We start from the raw sequence: 16,797 nt of genomic DNA on the forward strand, positions 1-16,797 counted from the left end.
GCGGTTTGTCATTGCAATTGCGCCTGCTCGACCAGCCATTGGCGATATTCTGCGCGGTCGCTGGCGCTGGCGTCCTTGAGCCACGGGGGCAGGGTCGAGCGAATTTTTTCTGCGGGTTGTTGGCCCGGCATCGGGGCATGGCTGAAGTAAGGGGTCGGGTCGGTGCTGGCCGCGAAAAAATCTTCCAATGGGCGAACACCCTGGTCGGCCGGAAGCCGAATGGCGTCCAGGTTCTCCAGCTGACACTCAAGCAGCAACGCGGCTTGGGTATCGAAGATGTTGCCGTCGGGTTCAGAACGCTTAATGACGACCTTGTCGGCGATGAATTGCCGCTCCACCTCGCGGCCCCAGGCCTGGTTGAACGCTTCCATGGTCGGGTGTGACTCCAGACGGCCTGAAGCCCTGTACAAAAAGATCTGGTTTCCTTGCAGCACGAGCAGGTCCGGCGTCATGAAAGACCTGCTTTCGCCGTTGCGGATCAAGCAGGTTTCCAGGCAGTAGGCATGTACGAAGCCGTCAGGGTGGGGGATGGCCTGACGCTCCCGGCGGTCAGGATGACGAGCCAGTTCGTAGAGTGCAGCCCTGCACTGTTTTTGCGCCGCCGGAAGAAGGCTGGCCGCGCTGTTCAGACCGGTCGCCAACAGGTCACCCAGCCATTTCCAGCGGGTTGCACCTGTTTCGTCAGCCTGGTTCCAGTAGGCCGTCAGTGCTTCCTGAAAGTGGGTGCCCAGGGTCAACGCCAGTGCCTGGATTTTTTCCTGGATAACCCCCATGTCGGGGCGTTTAGGCCCTTGCGCTTCATAGGTCAGGCGCGAGGGAACCCGGTTGGTGAGGAAGTGTGTGCGACCGTCAATTTCTTCAGTGAGATTAAGGCGGGTGTCGCTGCCCAGAAAATCCATGGCCACATCGATCAACAGTTTGAGATCCCATCCCCCGGTCTGGTTCGGTATGGCCAGTCGGGTGACATCCAGATCCACGGCCAGAGACGGGTAGTGCTCCAGAATGCTGGCTTGAAGGGCTTGTCGGGCGACCTGGCGCAGAGTTGGCCGGCTGGCGAATTTAAGGGCGACCGCTTGAGCGGGGGCGTTGCTGGTATCGAGACTTGAGGGGGGCGAGGCCGCGCCTGGCGTAGTAACGGCGGATTGATTTTGCATGTCGGATTCCATTCTGTAGCGAAAGAGGCAGGGTTTTCGCTGCCAGAATGGCAAGTTCGTCGGTGGCCTGTGCGGTATTCCGCTACCACCTGAGCACTCGAAAAATGTGCCCGGTCGCGCCTTGGCGAGCGGTTGAGGCGACGCTCAGGATTATTCGGAACCCAGCACCACATTCAACGCACTGCGCGCATCATCGAGTTGCACCAGCGTCGCATGCCGCGCGCCGAGGGCGTCGCGGTTTTCGATGGCGGTCAGGATTGCCTTGTGCCGGGGCAGCGCCAGTTCATGCAGGTTCGGCCGCTGGTTCGAATGCTTCAAGGCTTCGGCGATGGCCACCGAGAGCATGTTGCACAGGTTGGCCAGCAAGTCGTTGTGCGTGGCATCGGCGATGCGACTGTGGAAGTCCAGGTCCGGCTGCAACAGAGCCTCCGGCGTCGGCGCGGCTTCCATGCGCTGGTAGGCCTCACCGATGGAGGCAATGTCCGCTTCCGTGGCGAATTGCGCGGCGAGGGCGGCAGCGGCCGGTTCGATGATGCTGCGCACGCTGGTCAGCAGGTCAAAGAACTGATTCTGCGGACTGCTTTGCATCAACCAGTGCAGCACGTCCGGATCGAGCATGTGCCAGTCCTTGCGCGGCTTGACCACGGTTCCGACCCGCGGGCGGGAGTACACCAGGCCCTTGGCAACCAGCACCCGGGTGGCTTCACGCAGCACCGGCCGGCTGACCGCATACTCTTCGCACAACAGCGCTTCGGCGGGCAGTTTGTCGTCCGGTAGGAAACGTCCCGAGACGATCTGCATGCCCAGTTCCTGGACGATGCGCGAGTGCATGCTTTTGCGGTCGGAGGGTTTGCGGTAATCCATGGGGAGCGGCGCGGTCCTGTGCGAATAGGTGTCGCGCATGATAGCAGGCGCGGCGCGAACTTGAGGCGGGCGTAGTTCAAATGTGGGAGCGGGCTTGCTCGCGAAAGCGGAGTGTCAGCCAACAGAGATGTTGAATGATAAACGGCATTCGCGAGCAAGCCCGCTCCCACAGGTTGGTCATTCCAACCGAGGGAAATGGGGTGCTATGAGCTATCATTGCGTCTTTCCCATTCAAAGACTGATTGCCATGACAGCCCCAACCGACACCTTGCTCAATGCCCTCGAACACTGCGGAATGGTCGAAATCGACGGGCTGCACGCCTTCGAATTCGCCCTCGACGAGTTCGATAACTTGCACATTGAATGCATGGATGGCCGTGCGGCCAAACACTGGGAGTTCACCCCGGCGCAGATCCAGGCCGCGACCTTCGACACTACGCTGCAAAGCTGGTTGATCACCGGTGACTCGGGTGAACACCGTTTGGTGTGCCTGGGCGATGTCGTCAGCGGTGACAACGAAGATGACGACCAGGACGATGCGTAACCTCTGGCCACTGTTGATGGCCGGCAGCATCGGCGCCATGGGCGTCCAGGTCGCATCCGCCGATGATTATCAACTGCTCGTGGGCTCCTACACCGCCGGTCAGAGCCAGGGCATCTACCGCCTGGCTTTCGACAGCAGCACCGGGCAGATCAATGCCCGGCCCCTGCAAGTGATCAACAGCGAAAACCCGTCGTGGCTGACCCTGTCGAAGGATCAGCGACACCTGTTCGTGGTCAACGAGAATGGCCCGGGCCAGACCGATCCGGTAGGGCGCGTCAGCAGTTTCGCGATCGATCCCAAGACCCATGCGCTGAGCCTGTTAAGCCAGGTGCAAAGCCTGGGTAACGAGCCGACCCATTCCAGTCTCAGCACCGATGGCAGCCATCTGTTTGTCAGCAATTACTCGGTGGCCGAAGACCCGGGCGGCACCCTTGCGGTATTGCCGGTGGCGGTCGATGGCAAGCTCAAACCGGTAGTGCAGATGAGCAGCCATCCGGCGAGCCGGGTCAATCCCGAGCGCCAGGCCTCGGCCCACGTGCATTCGACGATTGCGTCGCCGGATGGCAAATACGTGTTCTCCAACGACCTGGGCGCCGACAAGGTGTTTGCCTACCGTTTCGACCCAAAGGCCAACCCGGAACTGCCATTGACCCCGGCGACCCCGGCATTCGTGCAGCTGCCACCGGGCAGCGGGCCGCGCCACTTGCTGTTCAGCGCCGATGGCAAACATGCCTGGCTGACCATGGAAATGAGCGCGCAAGTGGCGGTGTTCAATTACCAGGACGGCCAACTCGAACAGACGCAGATGGTCGATCTGGCTGCCGGGCAGCCAGTTTCAGACAAGGCAGCGGCGGCGTTGCACGCCTCGGCTGATGGCAAGTTCCTCTACGTCAGCAACCGTGGCACCGCCAATCAACTGCTGGTGTTTGCCATTGATCCGGCCACCGGCTACCTCCGTGAGCTGCAACGCCGGGCGGTGGAGGGCGATCATCCGCGGGAATTCAGCCTCGATCCGAGCGGCAAATTCCTGTTGATCGCCAACCAGAAGAGCAACCGGATTGTCGTCGTCGAGCGCGATGCCAAGACCGGTCTGCTGGGCAAGACCGTGCAAAAACTGCCAATGGACGCCCCGAGCGACCTCAGGTTTCTGCTGCGTCAATAAGCCGCAGGCCCCGGTTGATGGGGCCTGCCTGCTTTTATCAATGACGCTGATATCTGGTACTGCTACAAAGCATTTCAAGGCACGAACCCTCGGGGGTTAAGTTTGCTTCACGGCCCCACCGGGCAAGCAAGCCAACTGAATCCGAGGAATACCGCCATGAACTTCAACATCTTCTCTGTCATCGCCGCTTCCGCCATTTCTGCCACCGTTGCGCTGCCAGCCAGTGCCAACGTTGAAATCAGCGACAAAAAAAATCACACCCAGAGCTACACCCAGAAGTACCTGCAACAGAGCGCCAATTTCTACGCCGCGCTGGATCACAAAACCCAAGCCTGAACGTTCAGCCCTGCCTTTATGCAGGAGCGAAGTCACTGATGATCGAAGACCCTGATGATGAAATACGGGTGTTGAAAACGATCAGAGTGATGTCGCTCCTGCATAACGCATTTGCGACAGTATCAGTTTGCCATCAATATCGTGCTTGATATCACATTGCCATGCGTTTAAATTGACGCTGATTTTTTGACTCCTCCTCACGGCAAGGATCGGCAGCATGGTGACGCGTCTGGCATTGGTTGTTCTTTTTCTCTATTCAAGCCCCATTCTGTCGGCAGCCGACCCTGTTCCGAGTGAGCCGGATACTGCCCGCGAGCGCTTGATGAGTTTTATTGAAGACTGAAATAGTCTGGCTTAATGATCAATGAAGCTGATGGTCACTATGGATAACCCTGAGTGGTTACCCAGGCTTTTTTGATCGATTCTGTGGGCATTGAAACATGCCTGCGGAGAACATCATGGCCAGCGCAATTCTCACTTCTGCCAAACACGGCGCCTATGTGGCGATCGGTCTTTACCTTGCCATGGTGCTGCTGGTCAGCCTTTCAGCCCAGGCGCAATCCACCTTCGAAGCACCGATCCAGGTCGCTCATCCCGGCATCCAGTTTGAACACCGTGGGCAAAACGCGAGCGTCGATCAGGCTGAACTCGCGGGAGTCGTCGGCGCATGAAAGGGCACAGACTCTGGGTCATCGCCTTCCTGGCGTTCATGACCAACGGATCCTCCCTGTTGGGGGTCGGCCAGGGCTCGGCGGGCTCGGTGGCACGGGCCATCGAAGCCAACCACAACATCGCCCGCAACATCGAAAACGCCAATGCCCAGGGCATGCTCGCCGGTAATCCACCGATCAGGAATGAAGGTGTGGTTTTCGGGCCGTTCCAGGTGGATTGCTCGGCGATCGGGATGTGTGAGGTGTTGGCCTGAAGCCTGCTGTCGATGAAGGGCTTTTGTGGCGAGGGGGCTTGCCCCCGTTCGGCTACGCAGTAGTCGCAAAACCTGCACGTGCAATCTGAATGATATGGCACGGTAGTCAGACTATGGGGGGCTGCTTCGCAGCCCAACGGGGGCAAGCCCCCTCGCCACAGTGTGTGGTGGCTTACTTGCGCATTATTCCCGTAAACAAATCCGACTCCAGAAACCGCTGCAACCAATCCTGCAACCGCCGATACGGTGTCTGCGCGAACCAGTCGCGGTCGACGTGGGCGAACTGGCGCACGAAAGGTATCAACGCCACATCGGCCAGGCTCGGATGGTCGGCCAGCAAGTAGTCGCGTCCCTCCAGCAACGCCTCCAGCCTTTGCAAAAACACCTCGCCCTCGCCGCGATAAACCTCCATCGGCTGCTCGGGATAACGCTCGGCGTACTTGTAGCGATTCAAGTGCACCTTGAACACCTGATCGTTCTGTTCGATCAATGGGGCGATTTGCGCCGCGGCGGCAGGATCGTCCTTGAGCAGCCAGTCCTGCGGATCGTTCTGTGCGAGCGCCCAGCGCATGATGTCGAGGCTTTCGTCGATCACCCGGCCATCGGCGCTCAGCACCGGCACCGTGCCTTTGCCCGACAGCGCGAGCATTTCGGCGGGCTTGGCCTTCAGGCTGACTTCGACAATGTCCACCGCCACGCCCGAGTAGCGCAGGGCCATGCGTGCGCGCATGGCGTACGGGCAGCGGCGGAACGAATACAGGGTGTTCATTTCACCTCCAGGGTGCTCAGGCCGTTGCCCTGGCGCTGGACCTGAATCTGCACCGGAATCCGTTCATGCATTTCCTGGACGTGGGAAATCACCGCGACCTTGCGGCCCTGGGCCTGCAAGCCGTCGAGGGCGTCCATGGCCAGTTGCAGGGATTCCGGATCGAGGCTGCCGAAGCCTTCATCGATGAACAGCGACTCGATTTTCAGCGTGCTCGACGCCATCGACGCTAGGCCAAGGGCCAGCGCCAGCGAGACCAGGAAGGTCTCGCCACCGGACAGCGAATGCACCGAGCGCAGTTCGTCGCCCATTTCGGTGTCCATCACCAGCAAGCCGAGCATGCTGCCGCCGCGCTTGAGGCGATAACGACGCACCAGTTGCCGCAGTTGCACGTTGGCGTGATGCACCAGCAGGTCGAGGTTGTAGGCTTGGGCGATCTTGCGGAAGGTGTCGCCGGTGGCGGAGCCGATCAACGCATTCAGGCGTGCCCAGCGTTGATACTCGTTGTAGGCGTCGGCAATCTGCTGCGCCAGAGCCTGATTGGCGTTCTGCCGGCGCTGGTCCTCGGCCTGCTCGGCGCGCAGCTCGGCGCAGTGTTGCTCGCTGGTGGCGGCGAGGTTTTGCAGGTCGACCAGTGCACTGGCCAACTGCTCGGCATCGAGGTTGCCATTGTGTTGTGCCTGGTGATCGAGCAGGCGCTTGTCGCGCTCCTGCACCAGCACGCTGGTCTGTTCTATGGCTTTTTCGCTGTGCTGCAAGCGCTGGCGCAACTCGCTGACCTGGGTGTCGTCGACGCGCAGCAGGTCTTCGAGGCCGCCGTCATCCAGCTCGGGATGACGGGCACGCCAGTCGCCGATCTTGCCGGCGAGTTCACGTTCTTCTCCTTCCAGTGCGTGCAAGCGCTCCTGCTGGGCCTTGAGCTCGGCGGCGATTTGCACTGATTGCGTGTGGACGTTTTGCAAGGCCTGACCGGTAGTGGCTTCGGCGCTGCGCGCCTGTTCCACGGCCTGTTCCAGTTGCTGCTGCCAGTGCTCGGCGCTGCTGTGTTCGCCGAGTAATTGCCCGAGTATGTGCCGGCTCGCCTGTTGCTGCTCGGCCAGCCCGGTGAACTGCTGTTCGGCGGCCTGCAATTGCTGCACGCGGCTGTGCTGGCGATCCTGTTCCTTCTCCAGGTTTTGCTGGCGCTGTTGCTGCTCGGCCAGTTCTTCCTTTTGTTGCTCGAGTTGCGCCAGGCGCTCGGCGATCTGCCGGTCGAGCTGCATGAAGGTTGCGGCCGGTTCCACGCGCAGCGCTTGCAGGGTTTCGGCCGGGAGCAGGCTGGCGAATGCCTTTAGTTCGTCGTCCAGGCGCTGGCGATCGTTGTCCAGTTCGCGCTGTTGATTGCTCAGGTGCTGGGCCGCTTGCTGATGCGCGGTTTCGGCATGACGCAGTTGCTGAGTCAGGCGCGCGGCATCCTGTTGCAAAGTGAGCAGCGCGCTCTGCCGTTGCTCGTCCTGGCTGATGCTCTGGTTGAGCTGACTGTTTTGCTGGATGAGCCAGGCATCGCGTTTGGCGGCATCCTGGTTCAGCAGTTGGGTCGCCAGCGGATGCGCTTCCAGGCTCGGTGCGAGGGTTTGCTGCTGGGTCGCCAGTTGCTCCTGCTGTTGCAGCAGTTCCTTTTGCTGGGCGATCAGCCCGCCGACTTCGGCGCGCAAGTCAGTGAGTTTTTCCTTGAGCAGGTCGACGGCCTTCTGCGCATTGGCCTGTTCGCTTTCATCAAAGCGGCCGAGGCTTTGCAGCAGGGCTTCCGGCTGATGATACGGATGCTCGTTGCTGCCGCAGACCGGGCATGGCTGGTCGTCCAGCAACTGCGCGCGCAGCTCTTCGACACTGGCACTGCGCGCCAGACGCTGACGTTCCAGCAGCTCGCGCGTGACGTTGAGGGTCTGTTCGGCAACGCTCAGATCAGCCTTGGCCTTGACCCCGTCCTGGGTCAGGCGTTCACGTTCCTGTTGCGCGCTGAGCTGGCGTTGTTGCAGCTCGGCACCGCGCTTGTCCAGGTCCTGCTGGCTGTCCCACAGGCGCGCCAGGTCTTCGACGGCGCGCAGTTGCTTGCGGTTGTCCTGCAAGAGGCTGCCCAGGATTCCGATCTGCTCGGCGACGGCGTCCGGTTCGGCGCCGGCCTCCTTGAACAGCACCTCCAGTTGCTGCTTCTGCGCGCTGAGCGTTTGTTCGGCGCTGGTGGCGTTTTGCTCGAGGCTGGCCAGTTCGGCCTGGCCCTGATTCAGGCGGTTGCCGATCAGCATCAACTGTTGCAGGCGATCACGGTAGGCATTCCAGGCATCGCTCAACGGAGCCAGGTGGGTGCTTTGCTCCAGCTCGGTGGCAATGCGCTGCAAGTCCCCGGCGCCACGGGCTTGCTGATCGAGCAAGGTCTGAATCGTGCCCTGGCCCTGGGTGCAGGCCTGTTGCGCCTGTTGCCTGGCTTCGGCGCTGAGGGCGGTGTCCTTGGCCAGGCGGGCGAGGGTGCTTTGCGCTTCGAAGGCCTGACGCAGCAACGGCGTGCTGTCGGCTTGCCGCTGTTGGGTTTCGCTCAAGGCGATCCGGGCGCTGCCGAGCTGTTGCTCAAGCTGCGTCTGGCGCGCGCCGAGTTCGCCGTGCTGTTGCGTCTGCAGGGCAATGTGCGCCGCCAAGGGTGTCAGCAGCGTATCGACCTCGGTTTTACGGGCGAACTGGTGCCGTTGCGGAGCCAGTTGTTCGAGGCGGGTGAGCCTCAAGCGCTCGCTGGCCAAGGCTTCCCAATGGGCCTGCGCCGATTGCAGTTGCTCGCTGGCGGCAAGATGTTCGTCCTGCAAGCGACGCAGGTCCTTGAGCCAGGTGTCCTGCAGTTCAAGTTGCTTGAGCTGCGCCTGTTGGGTCTTGAGTTGTTGCTGCGCCTGGTTGAAGCGCTCATCCAGTTCGGCGCGGGCTTCCGGCGACAGTGGCGTCACACCGCTGGCCTGATCCTGCAGCAGCTTGTGAACCTCGCGAGCCTCCTTGGTCTTGTCGAAAGCGCGACGACCGAGACGCGTATAGAGCGCCGTGTCGGTGAGTTTTTCCAGCAGTTCGCTGCGGTCGTTGTCGTCGGCCTTGAGGAATGCGCTGAACTCGCTTTGCGCCAGCATCACCGCGCGGGTGAACTGTTCGAAATTCAGACCCAGTGCGGCTTCGAGCTGAGTCTTGTATTCGCCTTTCTGGCTGGCGAGCAATTGATCCTGATCGATGTCACGCAAGCTCTGGCGGCTGGCCTGCAGCTTGCCGGCGGCCTTGTCACGGGCGCGATTGGCTTCCCAGCGGGCGCGGTAGCGGCGGCCGTCGACACCGACGAAATCCACTTCCGCATAGCCTTCACCCGTGCCGCGACGCAGCAGGGTGCGCGGGTCGCCGGTAGCGATTTCGCCGTCGGCGTCCGGCACCTTGGCGTCGCGGCCGGTGTTGTTCAGGCGCGGCACGGCGCCAAACAGCGCCAGGCACAAAGCATCGAGCAGGGTACTTTTACCGGCGCCGGTGGGGCCGGTGATGGCGAACAGTCCGGCACTGGCCAGGGGTTCGGCAGTGAAGTCGATTTCAAACGGCCCGGCCAGGGAGGCGAGGTTTTTCAGGCGGATCGCGAGGATTTTCATGGTTGTTCGCTCTCCATCTGCACGTCCTGCAACAGCTCGGCAAAGTCCTTGAGGGTCTGCTCGTCGACCTCGCTGCCGTAGTTGTCCTGCCAGGCGCGGCTGAACAGTTCCTGAGGCGTGAGCTGGTCCAGTTCGATCAGCGTGCTGCCTTCGTCGGCACCGTCACGGCCGCCGTTGCCGGCGTACTCGGCGGCGATGCGCACCAGGCGCACGGCCTTGCCTTGCAGGGCGGTTTCCACTTGATTGCGCAGGTCGGGCTGCGGCTCGTCGAGGCGCACCCGCACCTCCAGCCATGGCTGGCGCTGGATCTCGGCCAACAGGTCGATGTTCGGCAGGTCCGCCAGTTGCAACAGGATCTCGCTCAATGGCGCCGGGCCGATGCGTTGCAGGTTGACCGCGCGGGGGATCAGTTTCGGCTCGACGCTGACCAGGGTTTCGCCGTCGAGTTTGATGTCGAGGATCTGGTGCTGATAGCCGATCTCGGAGAACGACAGCGGAATCGGCGAGCCGCTGTAGCGGATGCGCTCTTCGCCGTTGACCTTCTGCGGTTTGTGCAAATGACCGAGGGCAACGTAACTGATGCTCGGCCCGAACAGGCTGGCGGGCAGGGCTTCGGCGTTGCCGATGATCAGGCTGCGCTCGGAGTCTTCCGACACCGAGCCGCCGGCCATGTGTGCGTGGCTGATGGCGATCAGTGCCTGGCCCGGCTGGCGCTTGGCGTTGGCCGCTTCGATCAGCCACTCGTGCACCTGACCGATCCCGCGCAGATAGTTGTCGCCCAAGTGCGCACCGGTGACTTCCGCCGGGCGCAGGAACGGCAGCGCCAGGCACCAGCCGGCAATCGCACCGCTGGCGTCAGGCAGCGGCAGCAACAGGCGCTCGGCATCCAGTTGCCCGTCGTCCAGCCACAAAACACGACCGAGCGCATGGGTACGCAAGCGCCGCATCAAGGGTGCGGGCAGTTCGATCCGCGAGCCGGAGTCGTGGTTGCCGGCGATCATCACGATGGTCAGCAAGGGCTGCTGTTCATGGGCGCTGACGATGAAGTCGTACAGGCGTTCCTGGGCTTTGACCGGCGGGTTGACCGTGTCGAAGATGTCGCCGGCGATCAACAGCACATCCGGTTGATCCAGTTTCAGTTGGCGCAACAGCCAGTCGAGAAAACAGCCATGTTCGAAATCGCGATCCTGGCCGTGCAGGTTCTGCCCGAGGTGCCAGTCGGAGGTGTGAAACAAGCGCAAGGCGGACTCCGCTACAAAAATAGGTAATGGCCGCGTGAAAAATGAAGGCGGCGAAAGGGGAGAGAGTTTACTGGTTTAAATGCCCGGTCGCGCGATGGAATGTTTTGTGGCGGGGGGCTTGCCTGTGGCGAGGGGGCTTGCCCCCGTTCGGTCGCGAAGCGGCCGTAAATCCTGACAGCTCGGTATGCCTGAAGGAATTAGGGGGCCGCTTCGCAGCCCAACGGGGGCAAGCCCCCTCGCCACAGGCAAGCCCTTCACCACGGGTTGGTGTTTACTTCGGATAAAGCGGCGGCAACCCGCTGTCACCGACCGGGTCCTGCACCCGTTCGGCCATCGGGATCGCCTTGATCGCCCGCCACAACTCGTCACCTTGCCAATACTGGCCGGTTTCGCTGTACAGCGCGCCGTTCAGGCCGTCGAGGGCGTTGGACAGTGGCACGAAGCGGGCGGCCATGTCGGCCAGGGTTTCCGGCTGTTGGCGGGCCCAGGCGTCGAGGGCCTGGCGGGTGGCGTGGGAGTCGTTGGCCTGGCAGGCGCGCTTGAGGTCGTCGAGTACGGTGCGCGGGCTCGGGCCGGTTTGAGCGACACGCGCCACCGCCGGTTGCCAGCGGCCACGCCACCAGAGGCCGAAGCCGAGCAGGGTGGTGCAGGCCAGAATCAAGGTGCTGAGCTTCCAGCGCCAGAGTGCTTCGCTGTCGGCACTGGCATCGGCCAGTGAGGCGCCGGCCGGGGTGTCGACCATCAGGCTCGGATTAGCCGCCACGTGCAGCGTGCGAGCGGGCAGGCTGCTGTGTTCCAGATGGTCTTCGAAGGTGTTCCACCAGACCACGTCGACCGTGGGCAGTTCGATGGCGCCGGTCCGTGTCGGCACCAGGGCCTCGCGGTCTTCACGACTGCCGACCAGGCCGCGTTCGCTGTTCTGGTTACCGAGCACCGGTTGATCCGGGTAGCGGCGCAGACCGCCGACATCGGTACCGGGCAGCGGTGGCAGTTGGGTGCTGGACAAACCTTCGGCCTTCACCGTCAGGCTGCGGGTCAGTGAGTCGCCGACCAGGGTGTGATCCGGCTCCGGGTTCCAGCTTTCGCTCAGGGTCAGGCTGCGTGCTGGCAGCCAGGGGGCATCGGCCGGATAGGTGATGGGCTTGGCCTTGACCGTCAACAGCAGTTCGGTCGAGGTGACGCGCATCAGCTTGCCGGCTTTGGGCCCCTGGGCTGCGTCCTGTACCGGTTGCGGGTCGACCAGCGCGGCGTTGAAGATCTGTGCCGGAATGATCAGTTCGCCACTGTGTTGCGGGTAGATCGCGTAGCGCATTTCGATCACGCCATGGCGCAGGCCGTCGATGTCCTTTTCGTAGGTGCGTGAGTCGCCCAATTGTTCGATGCGCGCATCAGGGATCTGCAAGGGCGGCAGGCTGCTGTCGTCGTACAGCGACACCGAGTGGTAGATGCGCAGGGTCAGGACTGCCTGAGCCTGAACGTACACACTGGTTTGATCGAGGCTGGCATCAATGAACACCGCGGCCCGCTCGGTCGGGATGTCCGGTGTTTCGCTCTCGACCACTTGCAGGGTGATCGGCTGGCTCTGCAGTTCGCCCAGTTGCAGTGGCGGAATCACCACGCTGCCGTTTTGCCGGGGCAGGAGGGTGACGATCCAGCGGGTGGTGGCCTGGTTTTCACCGCTCAGGGTATTGAGCTGGTTGACCTGGCGTGTGCCGCGCACTTCGAACAACGGCTCCAGCGCTGTCAGGTCAGGTTTGCCGAACTGGGTGACATCGCTGGATTCCAGGGTCAGTTCGACCGTCTCGCCCGAACTCAGGCGACTGCGATCAACACTGGCGACCAGTTCTGCGGCCTGTGCCTGAACCGTGCAGAACAACAGGCCATGCAGCAGCGCGAGCAATAAAACGGTGAAGCGGGTCATCGAGTTTCTTCCTGATCCTGATGTTGTTGCTGTTCGTACCAGAATTTGCGCCTGAGCAGTTCACCGGGGTCATCCGGGATCTGCCGCAGCCACTGCTCCAGTGCCTGGCGCTGTTCACCTTCGATGCTGTCGGTGGCCGGGCGCAAGGGCGGTGTGGTGTGTTGTTCGTCACCCAGTTCGCTGCCCGGTACCTCGTTGGTCCCCGGTTTCGGCGGTCTGGTGGGTGATTGTTCCTCATCCGGGCGGGTCGGTTGGCCCTCGGTTTTCGGTTCACCGCTGCTCGAGGGTTGGGCGGCGGCACCGGGCGGTGGCTCCGCCGATTCGGCTTCGGGCCGGGCGTTGCCGGCTTCGTCTGGCTTGGGAGCGGGTGGCGTGTTTTTCTCCTTGAGCAGACGTTCGACCAGCGCCTTGTTGGTCAGTGCCGGACGCAGATCCGGTTGACGTTCCAGTGCCTGTTCGTAAGCGTCCAAGGCTGCCTCCAGCTCACCGCTTTTGGCCAGGGCATTGCCTCGATTGTAGTGGGCGTGGGCATCGTCGGCTTCGGCAAACCGCTCGGCGGCGCCTGCGTAGTCGCCGGCCTCATAGAGCGCCACGCCTTGCCACTGATGGTCTTCGAAGCGTCGCGAGGCCTCCGCAGGGCGCTTCTGCTTGAGTAAATGCAAGCCTTGTTGATCAGGGCGCAGCCACAGGTCCGCGAGGTCGAAGGCGTAGCTCGGTTGAGGCAGCGCCAATAGCAGCGGCAGGCACAGCAGCCAACCGCGACGTCCCGCGCAGGCCGCGAGCAGCAACAGTGGTAGCAGCAACCAATAACCCTGGTCGGCCCAGGTGTCCAGGCGCAAGGTCTGACCGTCGTTGCGCAAGTGGCGTGGACCGTCGAGCAGGCCAAGGGCGTGCAGGTCGCTATCGTCCAGGCGCGCCTGGCGATAGTGGCCATCCAGGTCGTTGGCAAAACTGTTCAAACCAGGTTCGTCGAGGCGCGGCACGAGAATGGCGCCTTGTTCATCCTTGAGGAAACTGCCGTCCTCCTGGGTGATTGGCGAGCCTTCGGCGGTGCCGATGCCGAGCATCAGGAATTGCGTCGATTTGCCGCTCAGCGCGCGACGGATGCCCAGCCGCTCCTGATCGGTCAGGGACGAACCAACCAGCAGGATACGGCCGTCGCCCAAAGCAGCCTGATCGAGCAGCGCGAGGGCCTTGAGCACCGCCAGATCGGCGCGATGACCGGCCTCTGGCATCAACGACGGCTTCAGCACATCCAACAGGTTGCGGCTGGTGGCAAGATCATCTGACAGCGGTACCAGCGTGTGGGCACTGCCGGCGTAGACGACGATGGCAGTTTGCGCGTCGCTGCGAATCTCTAGCAGGTCAAGCAGCTTGCGTCGTGCCTGTTCCAGTCGATTGGGCGTGACGTCGGTGGCGAGCATTTCCGGGGTCAGTTCGAGAATCGCCACCAGCGGATCGGCGGGCTTTTGACTGGTCTGTTCGACACGCTGCCAGCTCGGTCCCAGCAGGGCGAGCACGGTCAACAGCCAGGCGATACCGAGGGCGATCCAGGGCAATTTACTGTCGCGACCACTACCACCGCTGAGCAATGCCGCGTGGAAGGCCGGTGGCAGGATCATCTGCCAGCGCCCGGCGCGCTTCTTGCGGTGCCAGAGCTGCCAGAGCAACCAGCCAAGCACCGGCAGCAACAACAGCCACCAGGGGCGGAACCAGTAGGGCCACAGCACGCTCATCGGCGCCTCCGCAGACGCAGGCGTTTGAGACGCTGGCGCCAGTCGGGCAGCAATTGCGTTTGCAAAAACAGATCCTTGGTAAACAGGCGTTGCAAGGGGTTGTCCGGCCAAAGCACGGGTGCCAGCAGCAGCATGCTCAACCACAGCGCCAGGGCCAGCGGCCAGTGGTACAACGCTTGGGCCGGGCGGGCCTGGGTCGGTTGCTGGGCCACGGGCTCCAGTTGATCGAGGGTGTCCTTGATCGATTGCAGTTCCTTGCCATCGTGGGCGCGGAAATACTGGCCGCCGGTGGCTTCGGCGATGGCTTTGAGGGACGGCTCGTCAAGGTCCAGGCTCGGATTGACGCCGAGAAAGCCGACCGTGCCACTTTGCTCCGGATCGGCGCCGATGCCGATCGGGTAGATTTTCACGCCTTCCCTGGCCGCCAGTCGCGCAGCGGTAAGCGGGTCGATTTCACCGCCATTGTTGGCCCCGTCGGTGACCAGGATCAACACGCGGCTTGTTGCCGGGCGCGAGCGCAGGCGCTTGAGGGCCAGGCCGATGGCATCGCCGATGGCGGTGTTTTTGCCGGCAATGCCGATGCGCGCTTCGTCGAGCCAGACGCGTACGGTGTGGCGGTCGAAGGTCAGCGGGGCTTGCAGGTAGGCCTGGCTACCGAACAGAATCAGGCCGACCCGGTCACCTTCGCGGCTTTCGAGGAAATCGCCGAGCAGGTGCTGGACCAACGCCAGTCGGCTCACTTCTTCGTCCTGCCACTGCATGTCAGGGAAGTCCATGGAGCCGGAAACGTCCACCGCCACCAGCAAGTCACGGCCACTGGCGGCGATCGGCAAGGGTTCGCCGAGCCACTGCGGGCGCGCCGCCGCGACCAGCAGCAACAGCCACAGCAGTATGAAGGGTGCCTGCTGACGCCATGCCGGCAGGTTGGCCCGGGCGCGACGCCCGGCGAGGCCTTCCAGATCACTGAGGAAGCTGACCTTGAGCGCCGGTTCGCCACTGTCGGCCACCGGCAATACGACGCGCATCAGCCACGGCAGCGGCAACAGGGCAAAAATCCACGGCCAGGCGAACTCAAACATGCTTGCGAATCCATGTGTCGACGGCCTGGGTCAGGCCGGCGATGGCCTTGTCGTCGAGTTTGCATTCGGGTTTGTAGGCGCCTTCGACCAGCACCATCCAGCGGGTCAACCCGGCGGCCGGGCAGCGATTGTCGAGGAACGCCAGCCACTTGCGGCCGTTGAGGGTATGGCTCTGGCTGTAGGGATAGTGGTTGCGGCACAGGCGCTTGAGCAAACCGTTGAGTTGCTGCAGCCAGGCGCCGGCCGGCGCACCGTCGTAGGGTTTGGGCATCATTGCCAACTCGGCCAGTGCGGCCAGGCGCACCGGGTCAAGCGGTTGTTCAGCACGTACCACGGGGCGCTTGTCCGGAATAAAGCGACGCAGCTTCCACAGGCCCATACCGATCAGTGGCACCAACAGAAGCAGCAACCACCAGCCTGGTGCCGGAGGCCAGAACTCCACCGGTGGCGGGGATATCAGTGGTTGCAGTTGATCCAGGCTGCTCATCGACCTTTCCCCGGTTTCTGTGGGTTCAGGTATTCGCGCAATTGCTCGACCATCTCGCTCTGAGTGCTCAAAGGCATCATCAGCACCCGCAGTTTCTGCGCGAGCAGCTCCCAGCGAGCGATGCGTGCTTCGGCCTGGGCCCGGTAAGCCTGGCGCAGGTCGAAATTCAGCGTATCGAGTTCCAATTGCGCTCCACGCTCGGCGAAACGTAAAAGGCCAGCGGCGGGCAGGGCATGATCCAGCGGATCGGACACCGGCAGCAGCAGCAGGTCGCAATGACGCGATAACAGGCTCAGTTGTTGCTCGGCACTGTCCGACAGGGCGCGTTCGTCGCAGATCACGATCACCAGGCTGCCCGGGCGTGACACTTCCCGGGCGCGGCGCAGGGCGATACCGAAGGCGTCACGGTCCGGCTCGATTTCGCTGTTGAGCGACTGATTGACTCGCACCAGCCGGTTGAGCAACTGCAGCAGGCTTTGCTTGCTGCGCCGAGGCTTGATTTCGTAGTGCTCATTGTCGCCATACACCAGTCCGCCGACCCGGTCGTTGTGCCCCAGGGCCGCCCAACCGATCAGACTCGCGGCCTGGGCGGCGAGCACCGACTTGAACATCAGGCCCGAACCGAAAAACAGCCGGCGGCTTTGTTCGACCATGATGAAAATCGGCCGCTCACGTTCTTCGTGAAACAGCTTGGTGTGAGGCTCCTGGGTGCGCGCGGTCACGCGCCAGTCAATGGTGCGCACATCGTCGCCGGCCTGATAGACCCGCACCTGATCGAAGTCGACGCCACGCCCGCGCAATTTGGAATGGTGCAGGCCGATCAGCGGGCTGCGTTGGCTCGGCGTGGAAAACAGCTGCACTTCGCGCACGCGATGGCGCATCTCGATCAGGTCGGCGAGGCTGACACGGATGCCCGGCTCGGGCGGCAGGCTGGCGTTCAT

At 62.6% G+C, this 16,797-nt stretch carries 16 protein-coding genes; 6 read left to right on the plus strand and 10 right to left on the minus strand.

Features of this window, described 5'->3' with window-relative positions; all coding sequences use genetic code 11:
• Positions 1-8: 8 nt before the first annotated feature.
• Both AC3IX1_RS12705 and AC3IX1_RS12710 read right to left on the minus strand, forming a co-directional pair.
• Positions 9-1,154: a hypothetical protein gene (locus tag AC3IX1_RS12705; RefSeq protein WP_489388447.1), complete on the minus strand. Its 1,146-nt coding sequence runs from the start codon at positions 1,152-1,154 to the stop codon at positions 9-11.
• A 150-nt stretch (positions 1,155-1,304) separates the two neighbouring features.
• Positions 1,305-2,018, minus strand: a complete 714-nt coding sequence (locus AC3IX1_RS12710; protein ID WP_489388448.1) for a FadR/GntR family transcriptional regulator — start codon at positions 2,016-2,018, stop codon at positions 1,305-1,307.
• 205 nt (positions 2,019-2,223) lie between these two features.
• On the opposite strand from AC3IX1_RS12710, the gene AC3IX1_RS12715 reads away from it, so the two are divergent.
• The 6 genes from AC3IX1_RS12715 to AC3IX1_RS12740 all read left to right on the plus strand — a co-directional run bounded on the left by AC3IX1_RS12715 (position 2,224) and on the right by AC3IX1_RS12740 (position 4,985).
• The gene (locus AC3IX1_RS12715) at positions 2,224-2,562 is read left to right on the plus strand and encodes a DUF5629 family protein (protein WP_223448248.1); all 339 of its coding nucleotides are present in this window, start codon (positions 2,224-2,226) and stop codon (positions 2,560-2,562) included.
• A complete protein-coding gene (locus tag AC3IX1_RS12720) occupies positions 2,555-3,724 on the plus strand; it encodes a lactonase family protein (RefSeq protein WP_489388449.1) in 1,170 nt (389 codons plus the stop codon). The genes AC3IX1_RS12715 and AC3IX1_RS12720 overlap by 8 nt, the downstream gene beginning before the upstream one ends.
• A 156-nt stretch (positions 3,725-3,880) precedes the next feature.
• Positions 3,881-4,060, plus strand: coding sequence for a hypothetical protein (locus tag AC3IX1_RS12725; RefSeq protein ID WP_489388450.1), 180 nt, complete (start codon positions 3,881-3,883; stop codon positions 4,058-4,060).
• Positions 4,061-4,277: 217 nt separating this feature from the next.
• The gene (locus tag AC3IX1_RS12730) at positions 4,278-4,403 is read left to right on the plus strand and encodes a hypothetical protein (protein WP_489388451.1); all 126 of its coding nucleotides are present in this window, start codon (positions 4,278-4,280) and stop codon (positions 4,401-4,403) included.
• Positions 4,404-4,518: 115 nt separating this feature from the next.
• A complete protein-coding gene (locus AC3IX1_RS12735) occupies positions 4,519-4,731 on the plus strand; it encodes a hypothetical protein (RefSeq protein ID WP_489388452.1) in 213 nt (70 codons plus the stop codon).
• Positions 4,728-4,985, plus strand: a complete 258-nt coding sequence (locus tag AC3IX1_RS12740) for a hypothetical protein (RefSeq protein ID WP_489388453.1) — start codon at positions 4,728-4,730, stop codon at positions 4,983-4,985. The genes AC3IX1_RS12735 and AC3IX1_RS12740 overlap by 4 nt, the downstream gene beginning before the upstream one ends.
• Before the next feature lie 172 nt (positions 4,986-5,157).
• Here the strand turns inward: AC3IX1_RS12740 and AC3IX1_RS12745 are convergent, their stop codons facing one another.
• The 8 genes from AC3IX1_RS12745 to AC3IX1_RS12780 form a co-directional block, all read right to left on the minus strand.
• Complete coding sequence (locus AC3IX1_RS12745) at positions 5,158-5,754, minus strand: glutathione S-transferase (protein ID WP_489388454.1); 597 nt, start codon at positions 5,752-5,754, stop codon at positions 5,158-5,160.
• The gene (locus AC3IX1_RS12750; protein ID WP_489388455.1) at positions 5,751-9,392 is read right to left on the minus strand and encodes an AAA family ATPase; all 3,642 of its coding nucleotides are present in this window, start codon (positions 9,390-9,392) and stop codon (positions 5,751-5,753) included. The genes AC3IX1_RS12745 and AC3IX1_RS12750 overlap by 4 nt, the downstream gene beginning before the upstream one ends.
• A complete protein-coding gene (locus AC3IX1_RS12755) occupies positions 9,389-10,633 on the minus strand; it encodes an exonuclease SbcCD subunit D C-terminal domain-containing protein (protein WP_489388456.1) in 1,245 nt (414 codons plus the stop codon). The genes AC3IX1_RS12750 and AC3IX1_RS12755 overlap by 4 nt, the downstream gene beginning before the upstream one ends.
• 271 nt (positions 10,634-10,904) lie before the next feature.
• On the minus strand, positions 10,905-12,554 hold the full coding sequence (locus tag AC3IX1_RS12760; protein ID WP_489388457.1) for a BatD family protein: 1,650 nt from the start codon (positions 12,552-12,554) through the stop codon (positions 10,905-10,907).
• A complete protein-coding gene (locus AC3IX1_RS12765; RefSeq protein WP_489388458.1) occupies positions 12,551-14,290 on the minus strand; it encodes a tetratricopeptide repeat protein in 1,740 nt (579 codons plus the stop codon). The genes AC3IX1_RS12760 and AC3IX1_RS12765 overlap by 4 nt, the downstream gene beginning before the upstream one ends.
• Positions 14,287-15,369, minus strand: a complete 1,083-nt coding sequence (locus tag AC3IX1_RS12770) for a vWA domain-containing protein (RefSeq protein ID WP_489388459.1) — start codon at positions 15,367-15,369, stop codon at positions 14,287-14,289. Before AC3IX1_RS12770 ends, AC3IX1_RS12765 begins: the two co-directional genes overlap by 4 nt.
• A complete protein-coding gene (locus AC3IX1_RS12775; RefSeq protein WP_489388460.1) occupies positions 15,362-15,856 on the minus strand; it encodes a DUF4381 domain-containing protein in 495 nt (164 codons plus the stop codon). Before AC3IX1_RS12775 ends, AC3IX1_RS12770 begins: the two co-directional genes overlap by 8 nt.
• Positions 15,853-16,797, minus strand: coding sequence for a DUF58 domain-containing protein (locus AC3IX1_RS12780; RefSeq protein ID WP_489388461.1), 945 nt, complete (start codon positions 16,795-16,797; stop codon positions 15,853-15,855). Before AC3IX1_RS12780 ends, AC3IX1_RS12775 begins: the two co-directional genes overlap by 4 nt.

Source organism: Pseudomonas sp. KH_046_2, assembly GCF_057838985.1.

What these genes read in the sequence shown, in the direction of transcription:
- AC3IX1_RS12780 (WP_489388461.1), bottom strand. Translation starts at nt 16,797, where the DNA reads ATGAACGCCAGCCTGCCGCCCGAGCCGGGCATCCGTGTCAGCCTCGCC.
- AC3IX1_RS12745 (WP_489388454.1), bottom strand. Translation starts at nt 5,754, where the DNA reads ATGAACACCCTGTATTCGTTCCGCCGCTGCCCGTACGCCATGCGCGCA.
- AC3IX1_RS12765 (WP_489388458.1), bottom strand. Translation starts at nt 14,290, where the DNA reads ATGAGCGTGCTGTGGCCCTACTGGTTCCGCCCCTGGTGGCTGTTGTTG.
- AC3IX1_RS12705 (WP_489388447.1), bottom strand. Translation starts at nt 1,154, where the DNA reads ATGCAAAATCAATCCGCCGTTACTACGCCAGGCGCGGCCTCGCCCCCC.
- AC3IX1_RS12775 (WP_489388460.1), bottom strand. Translation starts at nt 15,856, where the DNA reads ATGAGCAGCCTGGATCAACTGCAACCACTGATATCCCCGCCACCGGTG.
- AC3IX1_RS12770 (WP_489388459.1), bottom strand. Translation starts at nt 15,369, where the DNA reads ATGTTTGAGTTCGCCTGGCCGTGGATTTTTGCCCTGTTGCCGCTGCCG.
- AC3IX1_RS12725 (WP_489388450.1), top strand. Translation starts at nt 3,881, where the DNA reads ATGAACTTCAACATCTTCTCTGTCATCGCCGCTTCCGCCATTTCTGCC.
- AC3IX1_RS12720 (WP_489388449.1), top strand. Translation starts at nt 2,555, where the DNA reads ATGCGTAACCTCTGGCCACTGTTGATGGCCGGCAGCATCGGCGCCATG.
- AC3IX1_RS12730 (WP_489388451.1), top strand. Translation starts at nt 4,278, where the DNA reads ATGGTGACGCGTCTGGCATTGGTTGTTCTTTTTCTCTATTCAAGCCCC.
- AC3IX1_RS12760 (WP_489388457.1), bottom strand. Translation starts at nt 12,554, where the DNA reads ATGACCCGCTTCACCGTTTTATTGCTCGCGCTGCTGCATGGCCTGTTG.
- AC3IX1_RS12750 (WP_489388455.1), bottom strand. Translation starts at nt 9,392, where the DNA reads ATGAAAATCCTCGCGATCCGCCTGAAAAACCTCGCCTCCCTGGCCGGG.
- AC3IX1_RS12710 (WP_489388448.1), bottom strand. Translation starts at nt 2,018, where the DNA reads ATGGATTACCGCAAACCCTCCGACCGCAAAAGCATGCACTCGCGCATC.
- AC3IX1_RS12715 (WP_223448248.1), top strand. Translation starts at nt 2,224, where the DNA reads ATGAGCTATCATTGCGTCTTTCCCATTCAAAGACTGATTGCCATGACA.
- AC3IX1_RS12740 (WP_489388453.1), top strand. Translation starts at nt 4,728, where the DNA reads ATGAAAGGGCACAGACTCTGGGTCATCGCCTTCCTGGCGTTCATGACC.
- AC3IX1_RS12735 (WP_489388452.1), top strand. Translation starts at nt 4,519, where the DNA reads ATGGCCAGCGCAATTCTCACTTCTGCCAAACACGGCGCCTATGTGGCG.